The 25,022-nt window shown below is 69.8% G+C and carries 31 protein-coding genes; 19 read left to right on the top strand and 12 right to left on the bottom strand.

Annotation, left to right across the window (positions count from 1 at the left end; genetic code table 11):
• Positions 1 to 17: 17 nt before the first annotated feature.
• The 4 genes from ACWEIJ_RS26095 to ACWEIJ_RS26080 are packed head-to-tail and all read right to left on the bottom strand — an operon-like array spanning position 18 to position 3,356.
• Entirely contained in the window at positions 18 to 1,160 is a 1,143-nt protein-coding gene (locus tag ACWEIJ_RS26095; RefSeq protein ID WP_449839859.1) for an ABC transporter permease, read from the bottom strand.
• Positions 1,160 to 1,810, bottom strand: a complete 651-nt coding sequence (locus ACWEIJ_RS26090; protein WP_449839858.1) for an ABC transporter ATP-binding protein — start codon at positions 1,808 to 1,810, stop codon at positions 1,160 to 1,162. Before ACWEIJ_RS26090 ends, ACWEIJ_RS26095 begins: the two co-directional genes overlap by 1 nt.
• A complete protein-coding gene (locus ACWEIJ_RS26085; protein WP_449839857.1) occupies positions 1,807 to 2,847 on the bottom strand; it encodes a peptidoglycan-binding protein in 1,041 nt (346 codons plus the stop codon). Before ACWEIJ_RS26085 ends, ACWEIJ_RS26090 begins: the two co-directional genes overlap by 4 nt.
• Positions 2,848 to 2,855: 8 nt before the next feature.
• Positions 2,856 to 3,356, bottom strand: coding sequence for a hypothetical protein (locus ACWEIJ_RS26080; protein WP_449839856.1), 501 nt, complete (start codon positions 3,354 to 3,356; stop codon positions 2,856 to 2,858).
• A gap of 89 nt (positions 3,357 to 3,445) precedes the next feature.
• Here ACWEIJ_RS26080 and ACWEIJ_RS26075 point away from each other — a divergent pair, with 89 nt between their 5' ends.
• From ACWEIJ_RS26075 to ACWEIJ_RS26025, 11 genes are all read left to right on the top strand, one after another.
• A complete protein-coding gene (locus ACWEIJ_RS26075) occupies positions 3,446 to 4,105 on the top strand; it encodes a response regulator transcription factor (protein ID WP_449839855.1) in 660 nt (219 codons plus the stop codon).
• Positions 4,102 to 5,232, top strand: coding sequence for a sensor histidine kinase (locus ACWEIJ_RS26070; RefSeq protein WP_449839854.1), 1,131 nt, complete (start codon positions 4,102 to 4,104; stop codon positions 5,230 to 5,232). The genes ACWEIJ_RS26075 and ACWEIJ_RS26070 overlap by 4 nt, the downstream gene beginning before the upstream one ends.
• A 101-nt stretch (positions 5,233 to 5,333) precedes the next feature.
• On the top strand, positions 5,334 to 6,266 hold the full coding sequence (gene sepH / locus ACWEIJ_RS26065; RefSeq protein ID WP_449839853.1) for a septation protein SepH: 933 nt from the start codon (positions 5,334 to 5,336) through the stop codon (positions 6,264 to 6,266).
• 40 nt (positions 6,267 to 6,306) lie between these two features.
• Positions 6,307 to 6,615 (top strand): hypothetical protein, encoded by a 309-nt coding sequence (locus ACWEIJ_RS26060; protein WP_449839852.1) that lies wholly within the window; start codon positions 6,307 to 6,309, stop codon positions 6,613 to 6,615.
• Positions 6,616 to 6,679: 64 nt separating this feature from the next.
• Positions 6,680 to 7,090, top strand: coding sequence for a hypothetical protein (locus tag ACWEIJ_RS26055; protein WP_449839851.1), 411 nt, complete (start codon positions 6,680 to 6,682; stop codon positions 7,088 to 7,090).
• Positions 7,090 to 7,353, top strand: coding sequence for a hypothetical protein (locus ACWEIJ_RS26050; protein ID WP_449839850.1), 264 nt, complete (start codon positions 7,090 to 7,092; stop codon positions 7,351 to 7,353). The genes ACWEIJ_RS26055 and ACWEIJ_RS26050 overlap by 1 nt, the downstream gene beginning before the upstream one ends.
• A gap of 64 nt (positions 7,354 to 7,417) precedes the next feature.
• Positions 7,418 to 7,894: a hypothetical protein gene (locus ACWEIJ_RS26045; RefSeq protein WP_449839849.1), complete on the top strand. Its 477-nt coding sequence runs from the start codon at positions 7,418 to 7,420 to the stop codon at positions 7,892 to 7,894.
• An 18-nt stretch (positions 7,895 to 7,912) separates the two neighbouring features.
• Entirely contained in the window at positions 7,913 to 8,314 is a 402-nt protein-coding gene (locus ACWEIJ_RS26040) for a hypothetical protein (RefSeq protein WP_449839848.1), read from the top strand.
• Positions 8,311 to 8,718: a hypothetical protein gene (locus ACWEIJ_RS26035; protein ID WP_449839847.1), complete on the top strand. Its 408-nt coding sequence runs from the start codon at positions 8,311 to 8,313 to the stop codon at positions 8,716 to 8,718. Before ACWEIJ_RS26040 ends, ACWEIJ_RS26035 begins: the two co-directional genes overlap by 4 nt.
• A 45-nt stretch (positions 8,719 to 8,763) precedes the next feature.
• Positions 8,764 to 9,192: a hypothetical protein gene (locus tag ACWEIJ_RS26030; protein ID WP_449839846.1), complete on the top strand. Its 429-nt coding sequence runs from the start codon at positions 8,764 to 8,766 to the stop codon at positions 9,190 to 9,192.
• On the top strand, positions 9,158 to 9,577 hold the full coding sequence (locus tag ACWEIJ_RS26025) for a hypothetical protein (RefSeq protein ID WP_449839845.1): 420 nt from the start codon (positions 9,158 to 9,160) through the stop codon (positions 9,575 to 9,577). The genes ACWEIJ_RS26030 and ACWEIJ_RS26025 overlap by 35 nt, the downstream gene beginning before the upstream one ends.
• Here the strand turns inward: ACWEIJ_RS26025 and ACWEIJ_RS26020 are convergent.
• Positions 9,567 to 9,791 (bottom strand): hypothetical protein, encoded by a 225-nt coding sequence (locus ACWEIJ_RS26020; protein WP_449839844.1) that lies wholly within the window; start codon positions 9,789 to 9,791, stop codon positions 9,567 to 9,569. The genes ACWEIJ_RS26025 and ACWEIJ_RS26020 overlap by 11 nt on opposite strands.
• Before the next feature lie 157 nt (positions 9,792 to 9,948).
• Here ACWEIJ_RS26020 and ACWEIJ_RS26015 point away from each other — a divergent pair, with 157 nt between their 5' ends.
• Both ACWEIJ_RS26015 and ACWEIJ_RS26010 read left to right on the top strand, forming a co-directional pair.
• Positions 9,949 to 11,691: an ABC transporter ATP-binding protein gene (locus ACWEIJ_RS26015; protein WP_449839843.1), complete on the top strand. Its 1,743-nt coding sequence runs from the start codon at positions 9,949 to 9,951 to the stop codon at positions 11,689 to 11,691.
• Positions 11,688 to 13,538 (top strand): ABC transporter ATP-binding protein, encoded by a 1,851-nt coding sequence (locus ACWEIJ_RS26010; protein ID WP_449839842.1) that lies wholly within the window; start codon positions 11,688 to 11,690, stop codon positions 13,536 to 13,538. Before ACWEIJ_RS26015 ends, ACWEIJ_RS26010 begins: the two co-directional genes overlap by 4 nt.
• 64 nt (positions 13,539 to 13,602) lie before the next feature.
• Here ACWEIJ_RS26010 and ACWEIJ_RS26005 read toward each other — a convergent pair whose 3' ends face one another.
• Positions 13,603 to 14,031, bottom strand: coding sequence for an SgcJ/EcaC family oxidoreductase (locus tag ACWEIJ_RS26005; protein ID WP_449839841.1), 429 nt, complete (start codon positions 14,029 to 14,031; stop codon positions 13,603 to 13,605).
• Between the two features lie 91 nt (positions 14,032 to 14,122).
• Here ACWEIJ_RS26005 and ACWEIJ_RS26000 point away from each other — a divergent pair, with 91 nt between their 5' ends.
• Positions 14,123 to 14,536: a MarR family winged helix-turn-helix transcriptional regulator gene (locus ACWEIJ_RS26000; protein WP_449839840.1), complete on the top strand. Its 414-nt coding sequence runs from the start codon at positions 14,123 to 14,125 to the stop codon at positions 14,534 to 14,536.
• 51 nt (positions 14,537 to 14,587) lie between these two features.
• Positions 14,588 to 15,184: a DUF2537 domain-containing protein gene (locus ACWEIJ_RS25995; protein ID WP_449839839.1), complete on the top strand. Its 597-nt coding sequence runs from the start codon at positions 14,588 to 14,590 to the stop codon at positions 15,182 to 15,184.
• A 5-nt stretch (positions 15,185 to 15,189) separates the two neighbouring features.
• On the opposite strand, the gene ACWEIJ_RS25990 is transcribed toward ACWEIJ_RS25995, so the two are convergent.
• Entirely contained in the window at positions 15,190 to 15,981 is a 792-nt protein-coding gene (locus tag ACWEIJ_RS25990; RefSeq protein ID WP_449839838.1) for a TrmH family RNA methyltransferase, read from the bottom strand.
• Between the two features lie 209 nt (positions 15,982 to 16,190).
• Here ACWEIJ_RS25990 and ACWEIJ_RS25985 point away from each other — a divergent pair, with 209 nt between their 5' ends.
• On the top strand, positions 16,191 to 17,687 hold the full coding sequence (locus ACWEIJ_RS25985; protein WP_449839837.1) for a glutamate--cysteine ligase: 1,497 nt from the start codon (positions 16,191 to 16,193) through the stop codon (positions 17,685 to 17,687).
• 3 nt (positions 17,688 to 17,690) lie between these two features.
• On the opposite strand, the gene ACWEIJ_RS25980 is transcribed toward ACWEIJ_RS25985, so the two are convergent.
• The 4 genes from ACWEIJ_RS25980 to ACWEIJ_RS25965 all read right to left on the bottom strand — a co-directional run bounded on the left by ACWEIJ_RS25980 (position 17,691) and on the right by ACWEIJ_RS25965 (position 21,930).
• Positions 17,691 to 18,575, bottom strand: coding sequence for a hypothetical protein (locus ACWEIJ_RS25980; protein WP_449839836.1), 885 nt, complete (start codon positions 18,573 to 18,575; stop codon positions 17,691 to 17,693).
• The gene (locus ACWEIJ_RS25975; protein WP_449839835.1) at positions 18,572 to 19,804 is read right to left on the bottom strand and encodes a penicillin-binding transpeptidase domain-containing protein; all 1,233 of its coding nucleotides are present in this window, start codon (positions 19,802 to 19,804) and stop codon (positions 18,572 to 18,574) included. The genes ACWEIJ_RS25980 and ACWEIJ_RS25975 overlap by 4 nt, the downstream gene beginning before the upstream one ends.
• 66 nt (positions 19,805 to 19,870) lie before the next feature.
• Complete coding sequence (locus tag ACWEIJ_RS25970) at positions 19,871 to 20,281, bottom strand: hypothetical protein (protein WP_030467775.1); 411 nt, start codon at positions 20,279 to 20,281, stop codon at positions 19,871 to 19,873.
• Entirely contained in the window at positions 20,278 to 21,930 is a 1,653-nt protein-coding gene (locus ACWEIJ_RS25965; RefSeq protein ID WP_449839834.1) for an ABC-F family ATP-binding cassette domain-containing protein, read from the bottom strand. The genes ACWEIJ_RS25970 and ACWEIJ_RS25965 overlap by 4 nt, the downstream gene beginning before the upstream one ends.
• A gap of 91 nt (positions 21,931 to 22,021) precedes the next feature.
• Between ACWEIJ_RS25965 and ACWEIJ_RS25960 the strand changes: the two genes are divergently transcribed.
• Positions 22,022 to 22,642 carry a superoxide dismutase gene (locus ACWEIJ_RS25960; protein ID WP_449839833.1) on the top strand — a complete coding sequence of 207 codons (621 nt, stop codon included), beginning with the start codon at positions 22,022 to 22,024 and terminating at the stop codon, positions 22,640 to 22,642.
• Positions 22,643 to 22,830: 188 nt separating this feature from the next.
• Here ACWEIJ_RS25960 and ACWEIJ_RS25955 read toward each other — a convergent pair whose 3' ends face one another.
• On the bottom strand, positions 22,831 to 23,094 hold the full coding sequence (locus tag ACWEIJ_RS25955; RefSeq protein WP_449839832.1) for a DUF2530 domain-containing protein: 264 nt from the start codon (positions 23,092 to 23,094) through the stop codon (positions 22,831 to 22,833).
• 16 nt (positions 23,095 to 23,110) lie between these two features.
• Here ACWEIJ_RS25955 and ACWEIJ_RS25950 point away from each other — a divergent pair, with 16 nt between their 5' ends.
• A complete protein-coding gene (locus ACWEIJ_RS25950; protein WP_449839831.1) occupies positions 23,111 to 24,544 on the top strand; it encodes an NCS2 family permease in 1,434 nt (477 codons plus the stop codon).
• A 40-nt stretch (positions 24,545 to 24,584) separates the two neighbouring features.
• Complete coding sequence (locus ACWEIJ_RS25945; protein WP_449839830.1) at positions 24,585 to 25,010, top strand: MarR family winged helix-turn-helix transcriptional regulator; 426 nt, start codon at positions 24,585 to 24,587, stop codon at positions 25,008 to 25,010.
• Positions 25,011 to 25,022: the final 12 nt, after the last annotated feature.

Here is a 25,022-nt window from a genome sequence, read left to right as displayed (position 1 = left end):
GGTTCCCTTCATCGTTCTCAGGCGAGTGCTTCCGTGGGCGACTGACGTGCCGCCCGCACCGCCGGGTAAACGCCGGCGATGGCGCCGATGACCACGGCCGCGCCCACTCCCCCGAGCAGGGCGGGCCAGGGCAGTGCCGCCGGCCACTGCTGGCTGATCGAATATCCGGCCGTGACCGCCACTCCGACGATCACGCCGACCAGCCCGCCGAGGCCCGACAGCAACACCGACTCGGTGAGGAACTGCCATCTGATCTGCCGCCGGGTCGCCCCGAGCGCCCGCCGCAGACCGATCTCCCTCCGGCGTTCCAGCACCGAGATCACCATCGTGTTCGCCACGCCGACGCCCCCCACCAACAACGCGACCCCGCCCAGTCCCAGGAACAACGCGTTGTAGGAGCTCTCCACCAGCTGCTTGGCCTCCAGCGCCTCCGACGGCCTGGACACCTTGACCTCGGTCGCCTTCTGCGGGTTCAGCGTCGGTCCGAGCAGCTTGCGGACGTTCTCGACCTGGTCCTCGGCCGTGCGCACGTAGACGGTGTCCGCGTTGCCCTCGAACCCGAACGCCTCCTTCGCCGCGTCCCAGCCGATCAACGCGGACCGGTCGATCTCCGGTGACAGCGGCAGCGGGCCGAGGATGCCGACCACGGTGAACCACTGGCCGTCGATCCACAGCTGCGCACCTGCCTTGCTCACCCCCAGGCGCGCTGCCGCGGTGCCCCCGAGCACCACCGACTTCTCGCCCGGCGAGAGCCACCTGCCCTCGCGGACCTCGGCGTTCAGCACCTTCAGCAGGTCCTGCTCGGCGGCCTGCACCTGCAGCCCGAGCGTGTCGCTCGACGGCACGAGGTCGTTCTTGCGGACGTTCGCGGAGATCTTGCCGGTGGCGCTGGCCGACGACACCGCGCCGATCCGCTTGGCCATCGGCACCGCCGTCTCCGGCAGCTTCGCGTCCTGGCCGAAGAAGTCCTGGCCGGGCGCCGCGGTCAGGAGGTTCGTGCCCAGCTTGGACATCTTCTGCTGCAACGCCGCCGCGCTGGAGGCCGGGATGCCGACCACGGCGACGACCGCGGCGATGCCGATCGCGATGCCCAGCGCGGAGAGCACCGCGCGGACCGGGCGGGTCCGCATGCCGAAGAACCCGAGGCGCAGCAGGTCCATCACACGATCACCCCGTCGCGCACCTCGACGCGGCGCGGTGCCCACGCGGCGATGTCCCGGTCGTGCGTGATCAGCACGACCGTGGTGCCGTCGGAGTTGAGGCTCTCCAGCAGCTCCAGCACCCCCGCGCCGTTCTGCGTGTCGAGGTTCCCGGTGGGTTCGTCGGCCAGCAGGATGCCGGGCGTGTTCACCACGGCCCGCGCGATCGCGACCCGCTGACGTTCGCCACCGGACAGCTCGTGCGGCTTGTGCAGCGAGCGGTGCAGCAGGCCGACTCTGTCCAAAGCGGACATCGCCATCGCCCGCCGCTTCGAGCGCGGCACGCCGGCGTAGACGAGGCCGGAGGCCACGTTCTCGATCGCGGACAGTCCCTCGGTGAGGAAGAACTGCTGGAACACGAACCCGATCGTGCGTGCCCGCAGCGCGGACAAGGCGTTGTCCGACAAGGAGGACACGTCGTTGCCGTCGATCTCGACGCGGCCGGCCGTCGGCTTGTCGAGCGTGCCCATCAGGTGCAGCAGCGTCGACTTGCCCGAGCCGGACGGGCCCACGATCGCGAGCATCTCGCCGCCCCCGACGGTCAGGGAGACGTCGCGCAACGCCTGCACGCCACCGGGATACGTGCGGCTCGCGTGGTCGACGGTGATCACTCGGTGGTCACCACCTTCATGCCCTCGCGCAGGCCCTCGCCCTGCACCTCGACCTGGCCCTTGGCGAAGATCCCGACGGTGACCTTCACGGTCCTGCCGTCCTCGGTGACCACGCCGTAGCCGCCCTCGGTCAGCGCCAGCAGCGCGCCTACCGGGACCGCCAGCACGTTCTCCTTCTTCGAGACCGTGAAGAGCGCCGTGACGTTGGCGCTGTCGAGGCCTTCCGCGGCCTTCGGGTCGTCGACGGAGATGGTCAGGATGATCTTCGGCTTCTGGCCCTGGTTCGGGTCGCCCGCGGTGCGGGTGATGCCGGTGATCGTGCCGGTGGCGGGCTTGCCGCCGGGGATCGACAGCTCGACCTTCTCCCCCTGCTTGGCGAGCCGCTGCTTGGCCTGGTCGAGCTCGACGGTGACCGCGCGTTCGGTGCCGGTGACCTTCATGAGGTCGCCGCCGGCGGGGGCGCCGAGCTGGCCGGTCACCGACGAGACGCGGATCGCGCCCGGCTGCACGACCACGTCGCCCTGGCCGAGTTTTCCGGTCTGCTCCAGGCCGTTGGCCTTCTGCCACTTCTTCAGCGCGGAGGCCGTGTACGAGGTGAACTTCTCGTCCGGGGTGCCGAAGTCCTTGTACCCCAGGGCGGCGAGGTTCTCCTCGACCTCCTTGACGTCGGGACCGTTCGACATGCCCGCTTCCAGATCGCGGTAGAGCGGCATCGCGCCGTAGAACAGCGGCACAGGCTTGGCGTCCGCCCAGAACACCGGTTTGCCCTGCTCGATGACGGCACCCTGGTTCGGCAGCCCGGTGACGGTGCCGCTTTTCCGCGACGCCAGGCCTCGTTCCGCGCCGTAGCCGAGCTGGCCGGTCACCGACTGCTGGTCGGCCAGGTTCGTCTTCTTCACCTGAGCCGTCTTCGCCGGGGCGTTCTGCAACGGCGCGGCGCTCGCCTGGTCGGCCGCGATCCGGGTGAGCACCACGACCGAACCGGTGCCGAGCACGACCGCCGCGACCAGTGCGGCGATGAGGACCTTCCTGTTCACCCCGCGCTTCATCCGACCGCACGGCCCATCTGCATCTCGGGCAGGCCGCAGTCCTTCATGTCCTGCTTGACCTTGTCGTCGTCGAGGTTCGGCAGCTCCATCGTCTCCGCCGTGCCGCCGCCCTCGAACTTCGGGTCTGGCCAGTTGTAACCCTTGTCCCGCATGCACTTCGCCTGCTGGCGCATCTTGTCCTGCTCCTCGGGCGACGGCGGCTTGAACTCGCCGCCGTTGGCCATGTACTGCTTGCAGGCCTCGTGCGCGGCCTTCATCTTGTCCATGTCCGCGGGACCGGTGTCGGCGTTGCCGTCGCCCGGCGACGCCTCGATGATGAGGCCGCCGTTGCTGCCCTCCTTCGGGTCCGGCATGTTGATGCCGTGCTCCCGCATGCACTGGGCGAGCTTGATCGGATCGCCCTTGTCGTCCTTCTTGGCGTCGTTCGGCTGCTCCTTCGACCCGCAGGCGGTGAGCGCCATGAGCAAGGCCAGCAGCACTGCGATGGTGGATTTCACGGCAACAGGTCTACGGAGGCCGTCATTCGCGGGCGTTAAGCGAAAGCCTTTATCCGGCGCTTATCGGTGGCGCGCGGAAAATGGGCGGCATGCGCGTGCTGGTGGTCGAGGACGAACAGCTGCTCGCGGACACGGTCGCCGAGGGACTGCGCAGGTTCTCGATGGCGGTCGACGTCTGCTACGACGGCGAGGCGGCGTTGGAACGGGTGGGAGTGCACGCGTACGACGTCGTCGTGCTGGACCGCGACCTGCCGCTCGTGCACGGCGACGAGGTGTGCAAGGCGGTGCACGCGACCGGCGGCGAGGCACGGGTGCTGATGCTGACCGCGGCGGCCGAGATCGACGACCGGGTGGCCGGGCTCGGGCTCGGCGCCGACGACTACCTGACCAAGCCGTTCGCGTTCGCCGAGCTGGTGGCGCGCGTGCAGGCGCTGGGCCGCCGGGCTCGTCCCGCCCTGCCGCCGGTGCTCATGAGGGCCGGGGTGACGCTGGACCTGCCGCGGCACCAGGCGTCGCGCAACGGCAGGTTCCTGCCGCTCTCCCCGAAGGAGTTCGCCGTGCTGGAGGTGCTGATGCGGGCGGAGGGCAACGTGGTGAGCCCCGAGGAGCTGCTGGAGAAGGCCTGGGACGAGCACGCCGACCCGTTCACCAACGCGGTGCGGGTGGCGGTGATGACGCTGCGCCGCAAGCTCGGCACGCCGCAGGTCATCGAGACGGTGCCCGGTGCCGGCTACCGGTTCGGCTCGTGAAGCTGAGGACCAGGCTGACGGCCTGGTACGCCGGGGTGTTCCTGATCGCGGGCGTCGCGCTGATCGGGCTCAACTACTTCCTGCTCGCCGAGTGGTTCCGGCCGGCCGTCGGCGGGGTCGCCGTGGGACGGGCGCTGCCGTACACGACGAGCGAGATGCTGACGGTCACCGAACTGCCCGCGGACACGATGGTCATCACCGGTGAGCAGGTCCAGTCGGACGTGCTGAGCAGGCTGCTGTGGCAGTCCGCCATCGCGCTGGTGATCGCGGCGATCCTCGCCGTGTGGCTCGGCTGGGTGGTGGCCGGACGGGTGCTGGCGCCGCTGCACGAGATCACCACGACCGCGCACCGGCTGGAGGCGACCCGGCTCGACCAGCGGATCGAGCTGGAGGGCCCGCCGGACGAGCTGAAGGAGCTCGCGGACACGTTCGACGGCATGCTCGACCGGCTCGCGTCGTCGTTCGACAGCCAGAAGCGGTTCGTCGCGAACGCCTCGCACGAGCTGCGCACCCCGCTAGCCGTGCAGCGGACGTTGATCGAGGTGGCTTTGGCCGCGCCGGACGCGACGGACGACATGCGCCGTCTCGGAGCGCATCTGCTCGACACGAACGAGCGAAGCGAGAAGCTCATCGACGGGTTGTTGCTGCTCGCGCGCAGTGATCGCGGCCTGGCCAGCCGAGAGCTGGTGTGGCTGGACGAGGTGATCGACGACGAGGTCGAGTCGTGTGCGGGACTGGCGGCCGAGAAGGAGGTCACCTTCGAGGTGTCGACGCGGCCGTACCTGGTCGAGGGCGATCCCGTGCTGCTGGCGCAGCTGGTCGGCAACCTGCTGCGCAACGCCCTGCTCTACAACGAACCTGGCGGAACCGTGTCGGTCCGCCTTGATCGGGAGCTCGTGGTCTCCAACACCGGGCCGACGGTGCCGGCGGAGGCCGTGCCGGGTCTGTTCGAACCGTTCCGGCGGCTGCGCGACCGCACCGGGACCACCGGATCCGGCCTGGGTCTGTCGATCGTGCAGTCCGTCGCGAGGGCTCATCAGGGGTCGGCGAAGGCTCGTCCGAACGGGGGAGGCGGCCTGGTGGTCCAGGTGAACCTTCCGGAAACGGGCGTGCGACAGCCCTCGTGAACTGGCAAGATCACGTAGAGATATCGGCGAGTCTCCCACTCCTGGCTGGCTCGTTGTCCTAACGTTGTCTGCTGGCGAGGTGCGAATTCAGGGAGGCCACGATGCGAGCGCTGCGAGTCATCGGGCTCGACGAGGACGGCAAGTCCGTCATCCTCGAGGACCCCGAAAACCGCGGCGAGCGCTTCACGCTCCCCGCCGACGAGCGCCTTCGGGCGGCACTGCGCGGTGATCTGGCCCGCCTGGGCCAGATGCAGATCGAGTCGGGCGAGGCCCAGATGCGGCCGCGCGAGATCCAGGCCCGCATCCGCGCCGGTGAGTCGATCGAGCAGGTCGCGGCCGCCGCGGGCATGCCGACGCACCGCATCGAGCGCTTCGCCTACCCGGTCCTGCTGGAGCGTTCGCGCACGGCCGAGCTGGCCCAGCGCGCGCACCCGGTCCGCGAGGACGGCCCCGACGTGCAGACGCTCGGTGAGGTCGTCGCGCACTCGTTCGGGCTGCGCGGGCACGACCTCTCCGACACCTCGTGGGACTCGTGGCGCGGTGACGACGGCCGTTGGATCGTGCAGCTGCACTGGAAGACGGGGCGTTCGGACAACCGGGCGCACTGGGCGTTCCACCCCGGTGCGCAGGGCGGCACGGTGACGGCGCTGGACGACGCCGCGGTCGACCTGATGGACCCGAACCCGAACCGGACTCTGCGCACGGTGCGGCCGGTGACGCAGCTGGCGCGGCAGGCCCTGGAGGCCACTCCGGTGCTGCCCGCACCCGTTGCCGAGGAGCCGGTGTCCGTGCCGGTGCCGGCCCAGGCACCGCCTCCGGCCCCCGCTCCCGCGGTGGCCGAGAAGCCGGTCCAGGAGAAGCTGCCGGAACCGGAGCCCGCGCCCGCCCCGCCACCTGCTGCTCCCGCGAAGGAGCAGGAGCCCGCGGCGGAACAGCCGGTGCGCAAGGACCCTCCTCCCAAGCGGGGGAAGAAGAACCACCCCATCGTCCCTTCGTGGGAGGACGTTTTACTGGGCGTGCGGTCGAACCGCTGATTGACGCCCAGTGGGACGCCGTGTCGCGCTGGCTGCCGGAGTGGGTGCACTCCTCGGGCTGGCCTGGTGGGGAGTGTTCGAGCTCATCGCCTCGGGCGCGGTCTGCTCGTTCGAGGACTGGGGCTGCCTCGGTGCCGCCGTGAAGACCGTGCCGGTCTTCACGGCGGTCGCCGCGTTTCTGGGGTGGTTCGCCCTGCGTTCGGCGGGTGTGTCGCGAGCGGGATGGGTCGCCGTGCCCGCGACGCTGATGTCCGTCGTCGCGATGATCTTCTTCGCGCTCGGCCTGCCGTATCTCGCCTTCCCGGTCTTCGCGGCCTTGTACGCGTTGATCGCCGTGCTCACGCGGTGAAGGTGATGTGGAGAGTTGGTGGAGATCGCCCCCTCGGGCTGCTCTGATCAGGTAACTCTTGCGCATGTTGTTGCGCACTGTGGTGGGGGCGTGCGCCGGAGCCCTCGCCGCCATCGGGTGGGCTCTGACCCTCGAGGGACTCACGCGGTACTGCTACCTCAGGCCCGGCCGCACCGGCTGCGGTCAGTCGTCGGTCTTGCTCTACCCGCTGACCTTCTCGTTCTGGATGCTCGCGGCCGCCGTGCTGGTCTACGCCGGACATCGGGTCCTGCGGGCGGAGCGCGGGTGGTGGGCGGCCGGTGCCGGCAGCGGGTTGTGGTTCGTGCTGGTCCTGGCGGTCCTCTACCTCAGGGCCTACCACCTGGGTGAGGTGTACCAGGAAGAGGTCCACGACTTCCTCCGGACCGGGTACCTGGTCACCGCGTGCGCCGCCTACGCGGTGGCCGCACTGGCCGTGGGCCGGCCACGAGCGTGATGAAGCGCGCTCTGCTCGGGCTGGTGGCGGGCGTGATCGCCGGGCTCGGGCTGCGACTGACGTGGCGACCGCTGTTACCGGCCGAGTGCGCGACCGCGGACAGTTCGGCGTGCGCGTTGACGATCACCTGGACGCTGCCGATGTTCCTGGTCGTCTGGACGACCGCGGCGGGGCTCGTCCTGCGCTGGATGCTGCGAAGGCGGCCGGAGGTGGTGGTGAGGTCACCGGCGACCCGCCGTGATCGGCCGCGGCTCACGCGGTGAAGGTGCTGTGGAGATCCGCGCGGATCGGCCCTGGATCCGCGCTTGATCGGGTAGTTCTTGACGCATGTTGTCGCGCACTGCGGTGGGGATGGGCGCCGGGGCCGTCGCCGGGGTCGGATTCGCGCTGAGCCTCAACGGGCTCAGGTGGTACTGCCACGACAAGCCGGGCCCGATCACCTGTGACGACTCGGATCCGCTGCTGCTCTCGCCGATCTTCTCGTTCTGGCTGCTGGTCGTCGGTGTGCTGGTCCACGTGGGCTTCCGGCGGGGACGCCTGCCTCACCGGTGGCGGGTGATCGGGCTGGGCAGCGGGCTGTGGATCGCGCTGACCGTGCCGGTGGCCTGGTTCAGGGCGGCGTACCTCGACGGACTGCTCCCGGACGGTCACTCCTTTCCGGACGAATACGGCCGCAACTTCATGATGGTGGCCTCCGTGATCACGGCGTGCGTGGCGTACCGGGCCGCCGCGTCGTTCAAGGGGCGCTCACGCGGTGAAGGTGCTGTGGAGAGTTCGTGCAGATCGGCCCACCCGCTGCGGTGATCGGATAGTTCTTGGCGCATGTTGTTGCGCACTGTGGTGGGGGTGTGCGCCGGAGCCCTCGCCGCCACCGGATGGGCACTGACCCTCGACGCACTCCCGAAGTACTGCCACCTCAAGCCCGGCCGCATCGGCTGCGGCCGGTCGTCGGTGCTGCTCCTCCCGCTGACCTTCTCGATCTGGATGCTCGTCGCCGGCCTGCTGGTCTGGGCCGGGTACCGGGTCCTGCGGGCGGAGCGCGGGTGGCGGGCGGCCGGGATCGGCAGCGGGTTGTGGTTCGTGCTGGTCCTGGCGGTCATCTACCTGAGCGACCCGCAGCAGGGGCAGGTCCGCGACTTCCTCCGGACCGGGTACCTGGTCACCGCGTGCGCCGCCTATGCGGTCGCCGCGTTGTTCACCGGCTCGTCGAGGAGGACGGCATGAACATCTCCGTGCGCGCCTTCACCGGGGCCGCGGCCGGTGCGCTGGGTGTCGTGGCGACCGCGATGGTCTGGATGATCCTGTCCTCCACCGGCTCGTGCAGGTTCGAGAAGCCGTACGACAGGTTCAGCGAGCACTGCGACGGCCTCGCGGCGTACGCACTGCTGTGGCAACCGCTGGTCGTCCTGGCCGGTCTCGCCGGAACCGCGGTGCTGCACGGCTGGTGGCTGCAGGCGCGGCACGAGCCGCGCCCGTGGTCGGTGGTCGCGCTGGGGATCGGCCTGGTCGTTCTGCTCATGATGCTCGTCTGGAGCTCTGGTCTGATGGCAGCGTTGCTGCTGGTGCCGCCGGTGGCCTTCGCGATCGCCGGTGCGGTCACCGGGTTCGGCGGTGCGGACGCCGAGTAGTTCTCCTCATGCCGATGGCATCGGCGGTCCGCCATGATCGGGCGCATGAGGACGGCGACGGCGGCATTGGTGGGCGCGTTGTGCGGGGCCGGGTGGTTCTGGTCGTTGGAGCCGTCGAGTCAGCTCGTGTGCCACTTCGACGGGCCGGACAGCGGGTTGGCGTGCATCTTCCCGCTGTTCCTGCTGGTCATGCCGGTGCTGGTGCTCGTGTGGGCGGTCGTGGGGTGGGGGCTGCTTCGGCTCGTGCGGTACTCGCCGGCCTGGCCGACCGCCGGCGGTGGGACGACGGGTGCGGCGCTGCTGCTGCTCATCAGCGTGTTCATCCTGCAGTTCGTGCGGCTCGAACTGCCCGAGGACAGCGGGATCTTCGTGGCCGCGCTGGCGGCCGCCGGCGGGTACGCCCTGGCCGCTGAAGTGACCGCTCGTTACGGTGGGCGGCGTGACCGAGCAGAGCACCGCGGGCAGGACGGGTAGGACAGGACGCCGGCTGCTGTTCCGGGTCATCTTGTCGATGGCCGTCGGGGCGGGGCTGGTGCTCGGGTGGACGTGGGCGTACGAGTCGGGCTTCCTGAAGTCGTGGCTCGACAGCACGTCGATGTCGACGTTCCTGCTGCTCGTGCTGATCGGGCTGCCGCTCGCGCTGGTGTCGTCGCTGGTGGTGGCCGGGCCGGTGCTGTGGGTCCTCGGGGTGCGGCCGGTGTGGCCGATCATCCTGCTCGGGCCGGTCGTGCTGGGGCTCGGGCTCTACTTCAAGGTGCACGAACCCGTCCTCGGGTGGTTCGCGAACCGGCACCACGCCGAGGCGTTGCTCGCCGCCGTCGCCTACGGACTGGTCGGCCTCGTCACGTTCAGGAGATGACGGGCACCTCGTCCAGCAGGTTCAGGTCCCAGCCCTCGCGTTCGCACCAGTCCTCGGCCTCCTCGCGGGAGACGTGCATCGCGTGCCGGGGGCGCGGACCGGCCAGGTGGTCCCAGCCGTCGGGGGCCAGCACGTAGTTCGCACCGTCACGCGAGGCGATGAGCCGTCCGTGTGGAAACGCCATCGTCTGCTCGGTTCGCAGAAACCGCGTCATGGTGGTCATCGTGCCCTTGACCTCGACCTAAGTCGAGACAGCAGGCTCCGGTGGGGAGAAAAACCGGATGCTGAGCGTCGGTCGTTCTTCGTACTTTGGAGACGACCTGGAGGGGGCTCATCGCGTGAGCGATCAACGCAACTCGACGATCCGAACCTTGCGAAGGCTGTGGCCGTACGTGCGGCCGCACCGCGCACGGATGGCTGTCGTGCTCTCGGCGACGCTGCTCGCGATGCTGTGCGGTCTCGGCATCCCGCTGGTGACCCAGCGCATCGTCGACGGTCCGATCCAGCAGAAGCAGACCGCGGCGCTGCCGTGGCTCATCCTCGGCGTCCTGGTGCTCGGCATCGGCGAGGCCGCGCTCTTCTACATCCGCCGCAAGGTGGTCGCGCGACCGGCGGCCGAGGTCGAGGCCCGCATGCGGTTCGACCTCTACCAGCGCCTGCAGCGGCTGCCCGTGGCGTTCCACGACCGGTGGCAGTCCGGTCAGCTGCTATCGCGCGGCACCAACGACCTCACGACCGTGCGGCGGTTCGTCGCGTTCGGCATGGTCTTCCTGGTGGTGAACAGCCTGGTCGTGCTGATCGGGCTGGGCATCATCGCGACGCTCTCGCCGTGGCTGCTCATCGTGTCGTTGTGCGGCGCGATGCCGTTGATCGTCATCTCGTACCTCTTCGAGGCGAAGTTCAAGGTCGTGGCGCGCAAGGCCCAGGACCAGGAGGGCGACCTCACCACGACGGTCGAGGAGTCGGTGCTCGGCATCCGGGTGCTCAAGGCGTTCGGCCGCGGGCCGGAGCTCACGAACCGGTTCCTGGCGCAGGCACGTGAGCTGCGGGCGACCGAGCTCAACAAGGTCTCGATCCTGGCCGCGCTGTGGTCGGTGCTGATCGTGCTGCCCGAGCTCTCGATCGCGGGCATGCTCGGCGTCGGCGCGATCGGCATCATCAACGGCTCGATCACGGTCGGCACGCTGGTCGCGGCCGTCGCGGTGAGCGCGTACCTGCGGTGGCCGATCGACTCCATCGGCTGGCTGCTGGCGGAGACGAACCAGACCGCCGCCGCGCTGGAACGCTACTGGGAGGTCATCGACTCCCCCGTGACGATCACCAGCCCCGCCTCGCCCGCGCCGCTGCCCACGCCGCTGCGCGGGCACGTTCGTTTCGAGGGCGTGCGGTTCGCGTTCGAGGACGGCCGCGAGGTGCTGTCCGGCATCGACCTCGACCTGCGTCCCGGCGAGACCGTGGCGCTGGTCGGCGCGACCGGTTCCGGCAAGACGACGCTGACCGCGCTCGTGCCGCGGCTGGCCGACGTGACGGGCGGCCGGATCACGATCGACGGCGTCGACGTGCGGGACCTCTCGCTGGAGGACCTGCGGACGGTGGTCGGCACGGCGTTCGAGGAACCGGTGCTGTTCTCCGCTTCGGTCACCGAGAACGTCGGCCTGGGCGTGCCGGACGTCACCGAGGAGGCGGTGCGCGAGGCGTTGCGGGTGGCCAGGGCGGAGGAGTTCGTGGACGCGCTGCCGTGGGGTCTCGCGACCCGCATCGGCGAGCAGGGCCTGTCGCTGTCCGGTGGTCAGCGGCAACGCCTCGCCCTGGCCCGCGCGGTCGTCGGCAGGCCTGCGGTGCTGGTGCTGGACGACCCGCTGTCCGCGCTGGACGTGCACACCGAGGCCGAGGTGGAGGCCGCGCTGCGCAGGGTGCTGCACGGCGTGACGGCGCTCGTGGTGGCGCACCGGTCGTCCACGGTGCAGCTCGCCGACCGCGTCGCGATGCTGGTCGACGGCAAGATCGCCGCGATCGGTTCGCACCGGATGTTGTTGGAGACCAACGAGGAGTACCGGCGTCTGCTGTCCAGTTCGGACGCCGAGGAGATCGTCGAAGAGGAGGTGGCGTCGTGAGCGACCAGACCGTGGTGCAACACCAGGTCCAGCCGGAGGAGGAGTGGCGCGGCGTCGCCGCCGAGGAGATCAACGAGATCTCGTACTCGACCGGCCTGCGCCTGCAGGCCAGGTCCCGCAGGCTCCTGGGCTCGTTGCTGCGGCCGCACGTCGGCCGCGCGTCGCTCGCGATCGGGGCGGTGTTCGGCGGCAACCTCGCGAACCTCGCGCTGCCGCTGCTGATCGCCGCCGCGATCGACAAGGGCATCCCGGCCGCGATGCGCGGTGACGCGTCGGTGCTGGCGTGGTGCGTGGCCGGCTACGCGGGCTGCGCGGGCGTGACGACGTTCCTGCGCTGGGCGTTCCTGCGGATCTCCGGCCGGGTGGGCCAGGACCTGCTGCTGGACCTGCGCGGGCGGATCTTCCGGCACGCGCAGCGCCTGTCCGTCGGCTTCCACGAGTCCTACACGTCCGGCAAGGTCATCTCGCGCCTGACCAGCGACGTCGACGCGTTGCAGAACCTCATCGAGGAGGGGCTGGACAGCCTCTTCAACGCGGCGCTGTCGGTGGCGGGCATCGCGATCATCCTGCTGTGGCTGGACCCGCCGCTGGCGACCGTCGTGGTGGCGGGCTTCGTGCCGTTGTTCTTCATCTGGCGCTGGTTCCGCCGCCGCTCGGTGGAGGCCTACCGGGGCACCCGCGGTGCCATCGCCAAGATCATCGTCCAGTTCGTGGAGTCCATGAACGGCATCCGCGCGGTGCAGGCGTTCCGCCGCCAGCCCCGCAACGAGACGATCATGAAGGCCTTCAACGGCCAGTTCCGCGACGCGAACGTGGACGCGCTGGGCGTCATGGCCAGGTTCGTCGCCACGATCCGCATGATCGGCAACGTGTCGTTGGCCATCGTGCTGGCGTGGGGCGCCTATCGGGTCGCGGACGGCACGCTCGCGCTGGGTGTGCTGACCGCGTTCACCGTGTACCTGCGCCGGTTCTACGACCCGTTCGACGAGCTGGCGATGTTCGCGAACTCCTACTCCTCCGCCACGGCCGCCCTGGAGAAGATCTCCGGCGTCCTGGAGGAGGAACCGTCCGTCCCGGAACCGTCCTCGCCGGTGGCGCTGCCGCACGCGCGTGGCGCCATCCGCTTCGCGGAGGTGGAGTTCCAGTACCCGAAGACGTCACGGCAGGTGCTGCCGCGCTTCACATTGGACGTGCCGGCGGGCCAGACCGTGGCGCTGGTCGGCGCGACCGGCGCCGGCAAGACCACATTGGCCAAGCTGGTGTCCCGGTTCTACGACCCGTCGTCGGGCTCGGTGCTGCTGGACGGCGTGGACCTGCGGTCGATCGCGGACGCGGACCTGCGCCGGGCCGTGGTGATGGTCACCCAGGAGAACTTCCTGTTCTCCGGCTCGGTGGCCGACAACATCGCCCTGGGCCGTCCGTCGGCCACTCGTGCCGAGATCGAGGCCGCGGCCGCCGAGGTGGGAGCGCACGAGTTCATCGCGGCGCTCCCGGACGGCTACGACACGGACGTCCGCAAGCGGGGCGGGAGGTTGTCGGCCGGCCAGCGCCAGATGGTGGCCTTCGCGCGGGCCTTCCTCGCCGACCCCGCCGTGCTGGTCCTGGACGAGGCCACGTCGTCGCTGGACGTGCCCACGGAACGCGCGGTGCAGGCCGCTCTGGAGACGGTGCTGGCCGACCGCACGGCGTTCATCATCGCCCACCGCCTGTCCACGGTCCTGATCGCGGACCGCGTTCTGGTCCTGGATGGTGGCATTGTGGTGGAGGACGGCTCCCCCGAGGAGCTGATCGGTGAGCGCGGGCGGTTCGCCGCCCTGCACACGGCCTGGCGCGACTCGCTCGCCTAGGCCTTGTGGTCGCGTTCGCGCCAATGGGGATCTGGCGCGAACGCGACCTCACGACCATCCGATCTCATGCGGCGGGCCGGATGCCCGGCTGGAACCGGAACGAGATCCGCTCCAGCAACGAGTGGCGCTTCGTGTTCTGGAACGCCGCGATCTTCCACGCCCCGTGCTGCCGGACGAGCGTGAACGTCTGCACCTTGGCGCTCTTGCCCGGCTTCTTGCCGACGTCGCCGCGGGTCGTCAGCACCGCCGTGTCCTCGCCGTAGAACCGCACGTCGACATCGCCCTCGATGGTCATCTTCGTGTCCTTGAGGAAGGTGTCGAACAGGACCTGGTGCGACCGCCCGATGTCGCTGCCCGTGCGGTAGAGCGTGCCGAACCAGGCCACGTAGGTGGCGTCGTCGGTGAAGCACTCGCCATACGCGGCACCGTCTCCTCGGTTCCACGCCTCGACGAGCTGTGCGAACAACGCGCGGACGCCTGCTTCGTCACTCATGGTTCCCCCTTGCTAAATTCTCTTCGTCGGAGAAGTCTCTTCCTTCAGGAAGTCTCTTCGTTGAGGAAGAGATTAGGAGTGGGGTGGGTGGATGTCAACAGACGCGAGTGAGGTCTACCGGCGTTACGTCGGCGCGATGGTGCTGCACGGTCTGCACGCGGCGCGGTCGTGCGGCCTGGGCGGCACGGACCTGTACGCGCTGAACCTGCTCGACCTGAACGGCCCGATGACCCCCGGCGAGCTGTCCGCGCAGACGGGACTGACCACCGGCCCGACGACACGCCTGATCGACCGCCTGGAGGCCGCGGGTTTCGTGCGGCGGACACCGTCTCCCGACGACCGGCGCAAGGTGATCGTCGAGCCGAGCGGGGAACCGACCCAGCTCGCCGAGGCGCTGGCGCCGGCCAGGGAGAAGCTCGGCGACCTCTTCGCCGGGTACAGCGAGGAGGAGCGGCGGACGCTGTTCGACTACTTCGCACGGGCAACGGAGGCACTACGGCCCTGACGATGTCCGATAGGTTCTGCGACGAGGCTCCGGAAGACCTTAGGAGGGTTCGTGGAGTTGCGAGTCCGGGACGGCCGGGCCGTGCTCGCCGGCAACGACGAGTCCGGTGAGCGCGAGGTCGATCCGCACAGCCTGCCCCTCGGCGCCGAGCTGGCCGAGGCGCTGCACGAGTGGGCCAAGGTCGCCGACGCGGTCGTGCGCACCGAGACGCCCGCGGACGGGGTCGCCAGCGCGTTGGTGGCACGGCGCGGCAAGCAGCTCGCGGGCCGGATCGCGGCGGTCATGAACGCCACGGTCAGCTACACCGACCCGGTGAGCGGTGAGCTGGTCAGCGTCGAGGCGCCGGACTCGCCTGCGAAGGCTCCCGTGCAGACCGCCGAGCCGGCCGAGGAGCCGACCCCGTGGGGAACGGGACTGACGGTCAGCTTCATCACCGCCGCCATCGTCACGGTGACCGTGGTGTCGCTCTCGCTCGGCCTCGGTGAGACCAGCCGCTGGCTCGCGCTCGTCGCGAACGTCCTGGTGGTTGGTGGTCTCGCGCCCAGCGTGTGGCTGGGGCGCCGGGTGCCGGTGTGGCGGTGGGTCGCCTACGGAGTGGTCACCGGCGTGCTCGTCGCGTGGCTCGTCCTGATCCTCACCCTGCTTTAGAGGTTTCAGAGCAGGGCGTAGAACGCCACCGCGCCCGCGGTGGCGACGTTCAGCGAGTCCACGCCGGACGACATGGGGATGCGCACCGCCACGTCCGCGGCGGCGATGGCCTCCTCGGTGAGCCCAGGCCCTTCAGAGCCCAGCAGCACCGCCACGCGCCGCCCGCGCAGGCCCGCGTCCGCGAGATGGAGCGCGGACGCGCGCGGCGTGAGAGCGGCAACTGTGAACCCCTTGTGCCGCAACAGGTTCAGCGCCGAGGGCCACTGATCCGTGGTAGCGAACGGCACGCGCAGCACGTGCCCCATCGAGACCCGCACGCTGCGCCGGTACAGCGGATCGCTGCAGCCGGGGCCGAGCACGACGCCGTCCACGCCCAGTGCCGCGGCGTTGCGGAAGATCGAGCCCAGGTTCTCGTGGTCGCCCACGCCCTCCAGGACGGCCAGGCGCTGCGAGCGGTCGGCCAGGTCGTCGAGGTCCCAGGCGGGAGCGCGGTCGGCGGCCGCCAGCACGCCCCGGTTCAGGTGGAACCCCACGACCGACGCCATCACCTCCGCTGACGTCACGTAGGCGGGAACGTCCAGGTCAGAGAGGTCGAGCGCCTCGATCCGCCGCCGCACCCCGAGCAGCCCGCGCACCGGGTACGGCGAAGCCAGCAGACGTTCGACCACCACGACGCCCTCGGCGATGACGAGACCGCGCCCTCCCGGCCGGTCCGGCCTGCGATCGGCCGTCGACAGGTCCCGGAAGTCGTCCAGCCGGGGGTCCGCCGGGTCGTTGATCTCGATCACCTTCGCCACGCCGGAAGTTTCGCATCCGGCCCGAGGTGGAACAGGCGAGGTAGTCCGGAGGGCGGAACCGCACACGCCCGACCAGCGGATGATCGCTGGTTGTTATCTCCACGTGACAGAGAGCACCGATTTGGGCGATGTAAAGGAGGTTTCCGCTGTGTCACGTTTGGCGTTCCGCCTGGCCCGCGCCCACCGGCGCCGAGCGAAGGGGTAGCGGCATGGGAAGCGAAGTGTCCAGCCGCACGTTCACCAGAGATGATCGCCAGCGTTACCGCTCGAAGATGCAGCGCAGTCTGGACGCATTGGCGACGATGCTCGCAGAAGACACGTTTTCCTTTCCCCGTCGGCAGATGGGACTGGAGATCGAGCTGAACCTCGTCGACGACGCCATGCGTCCGGCGATGGCGAACTCGGAGGTGCTCGAGAAGATCGACGATCCCTCCTACACGCTCGAACTGGGACAGCAGAACCTGGAGATCAACGTCCCGCCGCGCGAGCTGGCCGGGGGCGAGATGCTTGGCCTGGAAGAGGAACTGCGCACGTCGCTCGACAGCGCGGACGCCAAGGCCAACGACGTCGGCGCCAACCTGGCCATGATCGGCCTGCTGCCCACGTTGCGGGAGCGGCACTTCGACCGCAAGTGGCTCTCCGAGAGCCCGAGGTACGCACTCCTCAACGACACCATCTTCGCGGCCCGCGGCGAGGAGATGGTGCTGCACATGGAAGGCCCGGCGATGCCGGGCAGAGGACCGGAGAAACTCCTCACCTACGCGGAGTCGATCCTGCCGGAAGCCGCCTGCACGTCGGTGCAGCTGCACCTGCAGGTCGAGCCGACGCACTTCGCCGCGCACTGGAACGCCGCCCAGTGCCTGGCCGGGGTGCAGGTGGCGATCGCCGCGAACTCGGCCTTCCTGCTGGGCAAGGCGCTCTGGCACGAGACCCGCATCCCGTTGTTCCAGCAGGCCACCGACACCCGCCCGGACGAGCTGAAGAACCAGGGCGTCCGCCCGCGCGTGTGGTTCGGTGAACGGTGGATCACGTCGATCTTCGACCTGTTCGAGGAGAACGTGCGCTACTTCCCCAGCCTGCTGCCCGAAACCGACGACGAGGACCCGCTGGAGACCCTCGAAGCCGGTGGCGCGCCTCGTCTTTCCGAACTGCGCCTGCACAACGGCACGATCTGGCGCTGGAACCGCCCGGTCTACGACGTGGTCGACGGCGTACCGCACCTGCGCGTGGAGAACCGCGTCCTGCCCGCGGGCCCCACGGTGCTCGACACGATGGCCAACGCCGCCTTCTTCTACGGCACCCAGCGCGCCCTCACCGCCCAGGAACGTCCACTGTGGACGCAGATGTCGTTCCAGGCGGCCGAGGAGAACCTCTACACCGGCGCACGGCACGGCATGAACGCCCAGCTGTACTGGCCGGGCATCGGCTGGATCCCGCCGGACGAACTGGTGCTGCGCCGCCTCCTGCCGATGGCGCACGAGGGCCTGCGCGACTGCGGCGTCTCCGACGAGGCCCGCGAACGCTACCTCGGCGTGATCGAACAACGCTGCCTCGCCCGCCGCACCGGCTCGTCGTGGCAGCGGGAAACCGTTGCACTGCTTGAGGAACGCGGCATGTCGCGGGAATCGGCGCTGTCCGGCATGCTCAAGCGGTACATGGAGCTGATGCACGGCGGCGAGCCGGTGCACACGTGGCACGTCGGGTGAGCCTCACCCGGCGAGCTCGGTCAGGAACTCCCGCCACACCACCCCGGGAAGGCCGGCGTCGGGTTCGGCGCCGGCCTTCTCCACGTGCACGGTGACCGCGAGCCGCGGCGTGTAGCCGACCATCCACGGCGACGCGTCCGGCACGCAGGCAACGCCGTCGCAGCCGGCCTGCTGCTTCAACGACGCGGTCACGCGGTCCACGGCGTCCGCAGCCATCACGGGCTTGCCGGCATCTGCGGCCTCGTACAGCAACGAACCGTCCGCAGCGGTCACCCGGGAGAGGAAATGCGGCGCGCGCTGGACACCTCTCGCGGCAAGGGTCGCGTACGCGGCACTCACGTCGAGCGGTGTCGCTCGCGCCTTCAGCACATCCCACACGCCGGCCTGGACGAACGGCTCGGCGAGTGGTGCAGGCGGCTCCTCCTGCCGCGCACCACCCGCGAGGTCGTCGTCCGCGCTGAAGCCGGGGAGGTACACCCGCACGCCGCCCGAGCCGGGATCGACCACCGTCACCGACGCGTCGATCAGGCGTGCCGGGCCGGTCTCCGACGCACCGGCCTTCCGCAGCGGAGCGACCAACCGGCCCAGGACCGCGGCGGCAACGCTCTGCGCCCGCGCGTCGATCGTCGTGCGGACCACACCGCCGGTGCCCTTGAGCGAGTCGAACGACAGTCCCGCCGAGCCCAGCTCGGCGAACACCCGCTCCACGACCTGGGACCGCGACAGCCCGCCGGTGCTGCTCCACATCTTGGAGCCGTCCGCGTACTGCAGCACGACTTCCTTCGGCACCAAGGGTTTCGGAGCCGGTGCGGCCGGCCGTTGCCACACCACGTACCCGACGACGAGAGCGACCAGGACCAGCGCTGGGATCACCGCACGCCGCGTCACGGCGTGAGCTTCTCCTGCATCGCCCGCCACATCTCGTTGGGCAGCCCGGACCCCACGAGCGTCCGCCCCTCCTTGTCGAGAGCGGGCGCGGCAGGCCGATCGCCACCGACGAACACGGCGACCGAAGCCCGCGGCGTGTACCCGACCGTCCACGCGTGCGAGACCTGGTCCCGGTCCAGCCCGCCGGGTCGCCACTCGCCGTTCAGGCACGCGCCGTCCGGTCCGCACACACCGGCATCGCGCAGCACGCCGGTGACCTGGTTCGCGATGTCCTTGCTGCGCGCCGGATCCTGGTCGAACGCGGGCTTGGCGGGATCCACCGCCTGGTACACCAGGTCGCCGGCGGCGTTGGTGACACGGGTGACGAAGTGCGCGTTGTGCCGCGTGCCTTCCGCGGCGAACGTGGCGTAGGCCGCAGCGAGGTCGAGCGGTCGCATCCGCGCCTCGCTCGCGCCGAGCGACACGCTCGCGTTCGGGGTGCCGTCGCCTTCGCCGACGAGGAGCTTCGTCTTGGTGCCGTCGACGTCCACCGACTCCGGCACGCCGGCCTGGCGCGCGGCGGTGACGACCGGCTTGATGCCGACGTCGTTGGCCACCAGGTCGTACATCACGACGTAGCCCGACTTCCGCAGCGCCTCGCGCACCGTGCAGCGTTCGCCGCAGCCGGCCTGGTCGTGGATCGACGCCTGGCCGAAGACGCGCGGCGAACGACCGTCGTACGTGCTGTCGAGCGTCTTGCCGTTCTGCAGTGCGGCGACGACGTTGAACGGGAAGAACGCCGATCCCGGCTCCTTGAGCACGCCGCCCGCGTAGTCGGTGGCGGGATCGATGCCCGGCGCGTAGGCCTTCACCGCGCCGGTGCCGGGGTCCACGGCGGTGATCGAGTACCGCAGCGACGCGGGCTGACCGGCCGATGCCGTGTGGATCACCTCCAGCGCGCCGGACTGCGCCTTCGGGTCGATCGTCGTCACGACGGTCGCGCCGCCGATCTCGCGGAGCCGGCCGACCGTCATGGCCGCGCTCGTGGCGAGCTCCTTGGTCACCTGCTTGACCAGCGGTGTCTCCGGTTCGCCCGAGCGCCACAGCGGTGAGCCGTCCGCGTACTGCAGCACGACGTCACCGGGCGGGCGCAACGGCGCGGCCACCGTGTCCGACCGTTGCCACACCACTACCGCGAGAACCGCGGCCACCAGAACCAGCGCGCCCAGAACGGGCAGGAAACGCTTCATCGAAATCCCCCAGAAAGAAACAGCTGGGGATCAATGTAGCGACGCCGTCCAGGCGCCGGTCCGGGTTCAGCGGCGGCGGCCCGCCTTCAACGGCGCGACGTCCGCACCGTCGTGGGAGATCCGGCACTCGTCCGGCGTGACGGCCTCGACCGCCAGCGTCAGCTCGCCCTTCACGCCCGTGTAGATCGACTCGCCGCGCGAGGCCAGCGACGCGTGCACGCGGTTCGAGTCGGTGAAGTCGCGCTCGTCCTTCACCCGCTTCTTGCCGGTCTCCTCCGGGCGGGTCGCGCTGCGGAGGTTGACCTCCAGCCAGGCCGCGACCTCCGCGGGCGAGGTGAGCACTTCTTCGGGGGTGCGCTCAAGCCGGACCTGCCGAGGGGAAGCGTGATCGAGCGACGTGTGCTCCACATAGGCGTGCCAGTGGGTGTTGCGCATCGACCAGGTCTGTTCGACCGGCCAGTCCTCCTCGGTGGTCATGCCTCATATCTTCCACCCTTGACACGAGCGAACGTGAGGAGGTCGCGCACGTTGATCTCGCGATCCACCCGCACGGCCGATGCGAGCCGCCGATCGTGGGTGACCAGCAACAACGTTCCGCCGTACGACTCCAGCGCCTGCTCCAGCTGTTCGATCGCCGGCAGATCCAAGTGGTTCGTAGGTTCGTCGAGCACCAAACAGGTCGTGCCGCGAGCCTGCAGCAACGCGAGGCCCGCGCGGGTGCGTTCCCCCGGCGACAGCTCCCGCGCCGGCCGCAGCACGCTGTCCGCGCCCAGCCGGAACTTCGCGAGCAACGTGCGCACCTCGACGTCCGGCAGGCCCGTCGCACCGGCCACGATCCGCAACGCGGAGGCGTCGGAGGCGAACTCGGCCCGCAGCTGGTCGACCTCGCCGACCGCCACCCCCGGCCCGATCGAGCGGTCACCGGACACCAGCGGGATGCGGCCGAGCAGGGCACCGAGCAACGTCGACTTGCCGCTGCCGTTCGGACCCGTGATCCGCCACCGCTCCCCCGCGCCGATGGCGAGGTCGACCGGCCCGAGCGTCACGTCGCCGCGGCTGACCACGGCCTGCCGCAACGTGAACGCCACCGAGCTGCCCCGCCCCGCCGACGGCAGGGTGAGCCGGAGCTGCCACGCCTCGCGCGGTTCCTCGACCTCCTCCAGCCGGGCCAGCTGACGGTCCACAACGGACGCTTTGGCCGTCAGGTTCTCCGCGGCGCGCACGCGGCCCGCGCGGAGGTTCTTGTCCGGCTCGTCGTTGCGCGCCTTGGCACTCGTGGCCCGGCGCACGCCCTTGCGCGACCACTCCTTGACCTGCCGGCTGCGCTGCACCAGCGAGTCGCGCTTCTCCGCGTACGCCTCGTACTCCTCCTGGGCGCGGCGGTCCGCGTTCGCCTTCTCCTCGACGTAGACGTCCCAGCCGCCGCCGAACACCGTCAACCGGTGCGTGAACTCGTCGAGCTCGGCGATCGCGGTCGTGGTGCGCGCCAGGAACTCCCGGTCGTGGCTCACCAGCACGACGGCGCCCGGATGGCCCTGCACGTGGGACTCCAGCAGGTCGAGCCCGGCCGCGTCGAGGTCGTTCGTCGGCTCGTCGAGCAGCAGCACGTCGGCACGGGTCAGCAGCACCGCGGCCAGCCGCAGCCGTGCCTGCTGACCGCCGGACAGTTCGTCCGGAGCCCGGCCGTCGAGCAGGTCCGACGGGAGCCCGAGGCGTTCGCAGACCGCGTCGGCGCGTTCGGCGAAGTCACCGGCACCGATGGCGGTCCAGTGGTCGAGCGCCTCCGGGTAGTCCTCGCCGCCGCCTTCGCCGAGCGCTTCCGCCGCTCGTTGCAGCCACTCCTCGGCCTGGGCGACGCCGGTGCGGCGCGCGAGGTGGTCCCGCAGCGACTCCCCGGCGACGTGGAGGGTCTCCTGCGTCAGGTGCGCGACCGTCCCGGTGCACGAGACCGAACCGGTCTCCGGTGCCAGCTCACCGGCGAGCAGCCGGAGCAACGTCGACTTGCCGACGCCGTTGGGAGCGCTCAGACCGACGCGGTCACCAGGCGAAACATCGAGATCAACCTCCGAGATCACGGTCCTCGGACCGAACGACAGCGAAATGTTCCTGGCTGTCAGCACGGACACGCTTTCGACGGTACGTCCACCGGCAACTGGTTTACTCGACCTTGTTGCTAGTAAGTTGCAAGTACCAATCTATTGCAATTGGGGAGACGTCATGGCCCAGTACGTGCTGCCCGATCTCGACTACGACTACGGCGACCTGGAGCCGGCGATCATCGGCGAGATCAACGAGCTGCACCACGGCAAGCACCACGCGGCGTACGTGAAGGGCGCCAACGACACGCTGGAGCAGATCGAGGAAGCCCGCGACAAGGAGAACTTCGGCGGCATCGTCGGCCTGGAGACCACGCTCGCGTTCCACCTGGCCGGCCACGCGCTGCACCAGGTGTGGTGGAAGAACCTCAGCCCGAACGGCGGCGACAAGCCCGTCGGCGAGCTCGCGGCGGCCATCGACGAGCACTTCGGCTCGTTCGACAGGTTCCGCGCGCAGCTCAACGCGGCCGCGTCGTCGATCCAGGGTTCGGGCTGGGGCATCCTCGCGTGGGAGCCGATCGGTCAGAAGCTGATCACGCAGCAGCTCAAGGACCACCACTCGAACCTGTCGATCGCGACCACGCCGCTGCTCGCGTTCGACATCTGGGAGCACGCGTACTACCTGCAGTACCGCAACCTGAAGGCCGACTACATCTCGGCGCTGTGGAACGTCGTCAACTGGGAGGACGTGTCCGCGCGCTTCGAGGCGGCCCGGGCAGGCCGGAACGGCCTGCTGCTCTGACTTCGGCGGTGGGTGCTCCGACAAAGCTGCCCGCCCGCTGAAAACGACGAGGCCCCCGCTCTGCCCAGAGCGGGGGCCTCGTCCGTTCCCGAACTGACTGCCGCTCCCACCACGAAGCGACGAGACTTAGGTTAGCCTAACTTCGCTTGCTTGGGAAGTCACCCGATCAGTCCACTCGCGACGGCGGCTCAGGCGTCTTCGAGACCCTGCTGCGCAGTTCGTGATCCTCGCCTCGCGGCCCGGCGTTGCCAGTAGAACACTCCGTAGCCGATGATCCCGAGCAGACCGCCGGACAAGGTCGTCCAGAGCAGGGTGCTGTTGGCGCGGTCCACCACGAGCACGACCAGAAACCCGAGGAACCACAGCGCGGTACCACCCACCACGACCGGCACGGGATCGGCCAGCCGGTGCGGCAACGACGGCGGATGTGGGGCGGAGTCGCGTTCGGACACATCGTTAGGAGACCAGATGCTGGACGGGTTCTTCAAGATTTCCGAGCGCGGGTCGACCGTGGCCCGGGAACTGCGCGGCGGTGTCGTCACCTTCTTCACGATGGCCTACATCGTGGTGCTGAACCCGCTGATCATCGGCAGCTTCGCGCCGACGGGACCGGGCGCGCACCCGGACGTGCTCGGCAACATCCTCCCGGTCGGCCAGGTCGCGGCGGTGACCGCGCTGGTGGCGGGCGTGATGACCATCCTCTTCGGACTGATCGCCAACTACCCGTTCGCACTGGCGACGGGCCTCGGCATCAACTCGTTCGTGGCCGTCTCGGTCGCGGCCAAGGTGTCCTGGCCGGAGGCGATGGGCCTCATCCTGGTCAGTGGCCTGATCATCCTCCTGCTGGTCCTCACGGGCGTGCGGACCGCGGTGTTCAGGGCGGTCCCGAACGAGCTCAAGGCCGCGATCGCGGTCGGCATCGGCCTGTTCATCACCTTCATCGGCCTGGTCGACGCCGGGTTCGTCCGCCGGTTGCCGGACGCCGCGAACACCACGGTGCCGGTCGGGCTGGGCATCAACGGGTCGATCGCGAGCTGGCCGACGCTGGTGTTCGTGGTCGGACTCGTGGTCACCGGCGTGCTGTTCGCGCGCAAGGTCAAGGGCGCGATCCTCATCGGCATCGTCAGCACGGCGATCTTCGCGATCATCCTCGAAGCCATCGTCAAGGCAGGCCCGTCCGCGGGCGTCAACGCCAAGGGCTGGAACCTCGGCTACCCCGCGCTGCCCGACCACGTCTTCGGCGTGCCGGACCTGTCGCTGCTCGGTGAGGTGTCGTTCGGCGCCTGGACCCGGCTCCCGGCGCTGGCCGCGGCCCTCCTGGTCTTCACCCTGGTGCTCACCGACTTCTTCGACGCGGTCGGCACGATGACCGGCCTCGGCAAGGAAGGCGACCTCCTCGACAAGGACGGCCAGCTGCCCAACGTCGGCAAGGCGCTGCTCGTCGAGGGCCTCGGCGCCGTGGCCGGTGGCGCCGCGTCCAGCTCGTCGAACACCGTCTACATCGAGTCGGCGTCCGGCATCGCGGAGGGCGCGCGGACGGGCCTCGCGAACGTCGTGACCGGCGTGCTGTTCCTGCTGGCGATGTTCTTCACGCCGCTCTACAAGGTCGTGCCGATCGAGGCGGCCGCCCCCGCGCTGGTGATCGTCGGCGCGCTGATGATGATGCAGATCCGCGAGATCGACTTCAGCGACTTCACGGTCGCCCTGCCCGCGTTCCTCACGATCGTCGTCATGCCGTTCACCTACTCGATCGCGAACGGCATCGGCGCGGGCTTCATCAGCTACGTGCTGCTGAGGGCCCTGACCGGCCGGGCGCGCGGCACCCACCCGTTGATGTGGGGCGTGGCGGCGGCGTTCGTCGTCTACTTCGCGATGAGCCCGATCCAGAGCCTGCTCGGCTGACCTTTCGGCAGGAAACTATTTCGTGAGGTATGCTAACTACGTGGCGACCGAACAGCACGGACTGGCGAGCAAGCTCAGGCTTGCCGTGGTCCGCCTCAACCGTCGCCTGCGGGCGCAGCGCACCAACTCGTCAGTGTCGCTGACGCAGGTGTCCGCGCTCTCGACACTGCACAAGTGCGGACCGCTGACGCCGGGCGAGCTGGCGGCCAAGGAAGGCGTGCAGCCGCCGTCGATGACGCGCGTGATCGCCGCCCTGGAGGAGTTCGGCTTCGCCACGCGCAGCCCGCACCCCACCGACGGCCGTCAAGCCATCGTCGAGCTGACCGGCGAAGGCTTGTCGTACCTGGAAGACGAGATCACCGCGCGCGAAGCGTGGCTGGACAAGCGGCTGGCGGAGCTGGAGCCCGACGAACGGGCCCTGCTCTCCCAGGCCGCCGAGATCATCGACAGGATGGCGGGGCAGTAACGACGTGGCCGG

This window comes from Lentzea sp. NPDC004789 (assembly GCF_053601075.1).
This window is presented reverse-complemented; position numbering and strand designations above follow the sequence as displayed.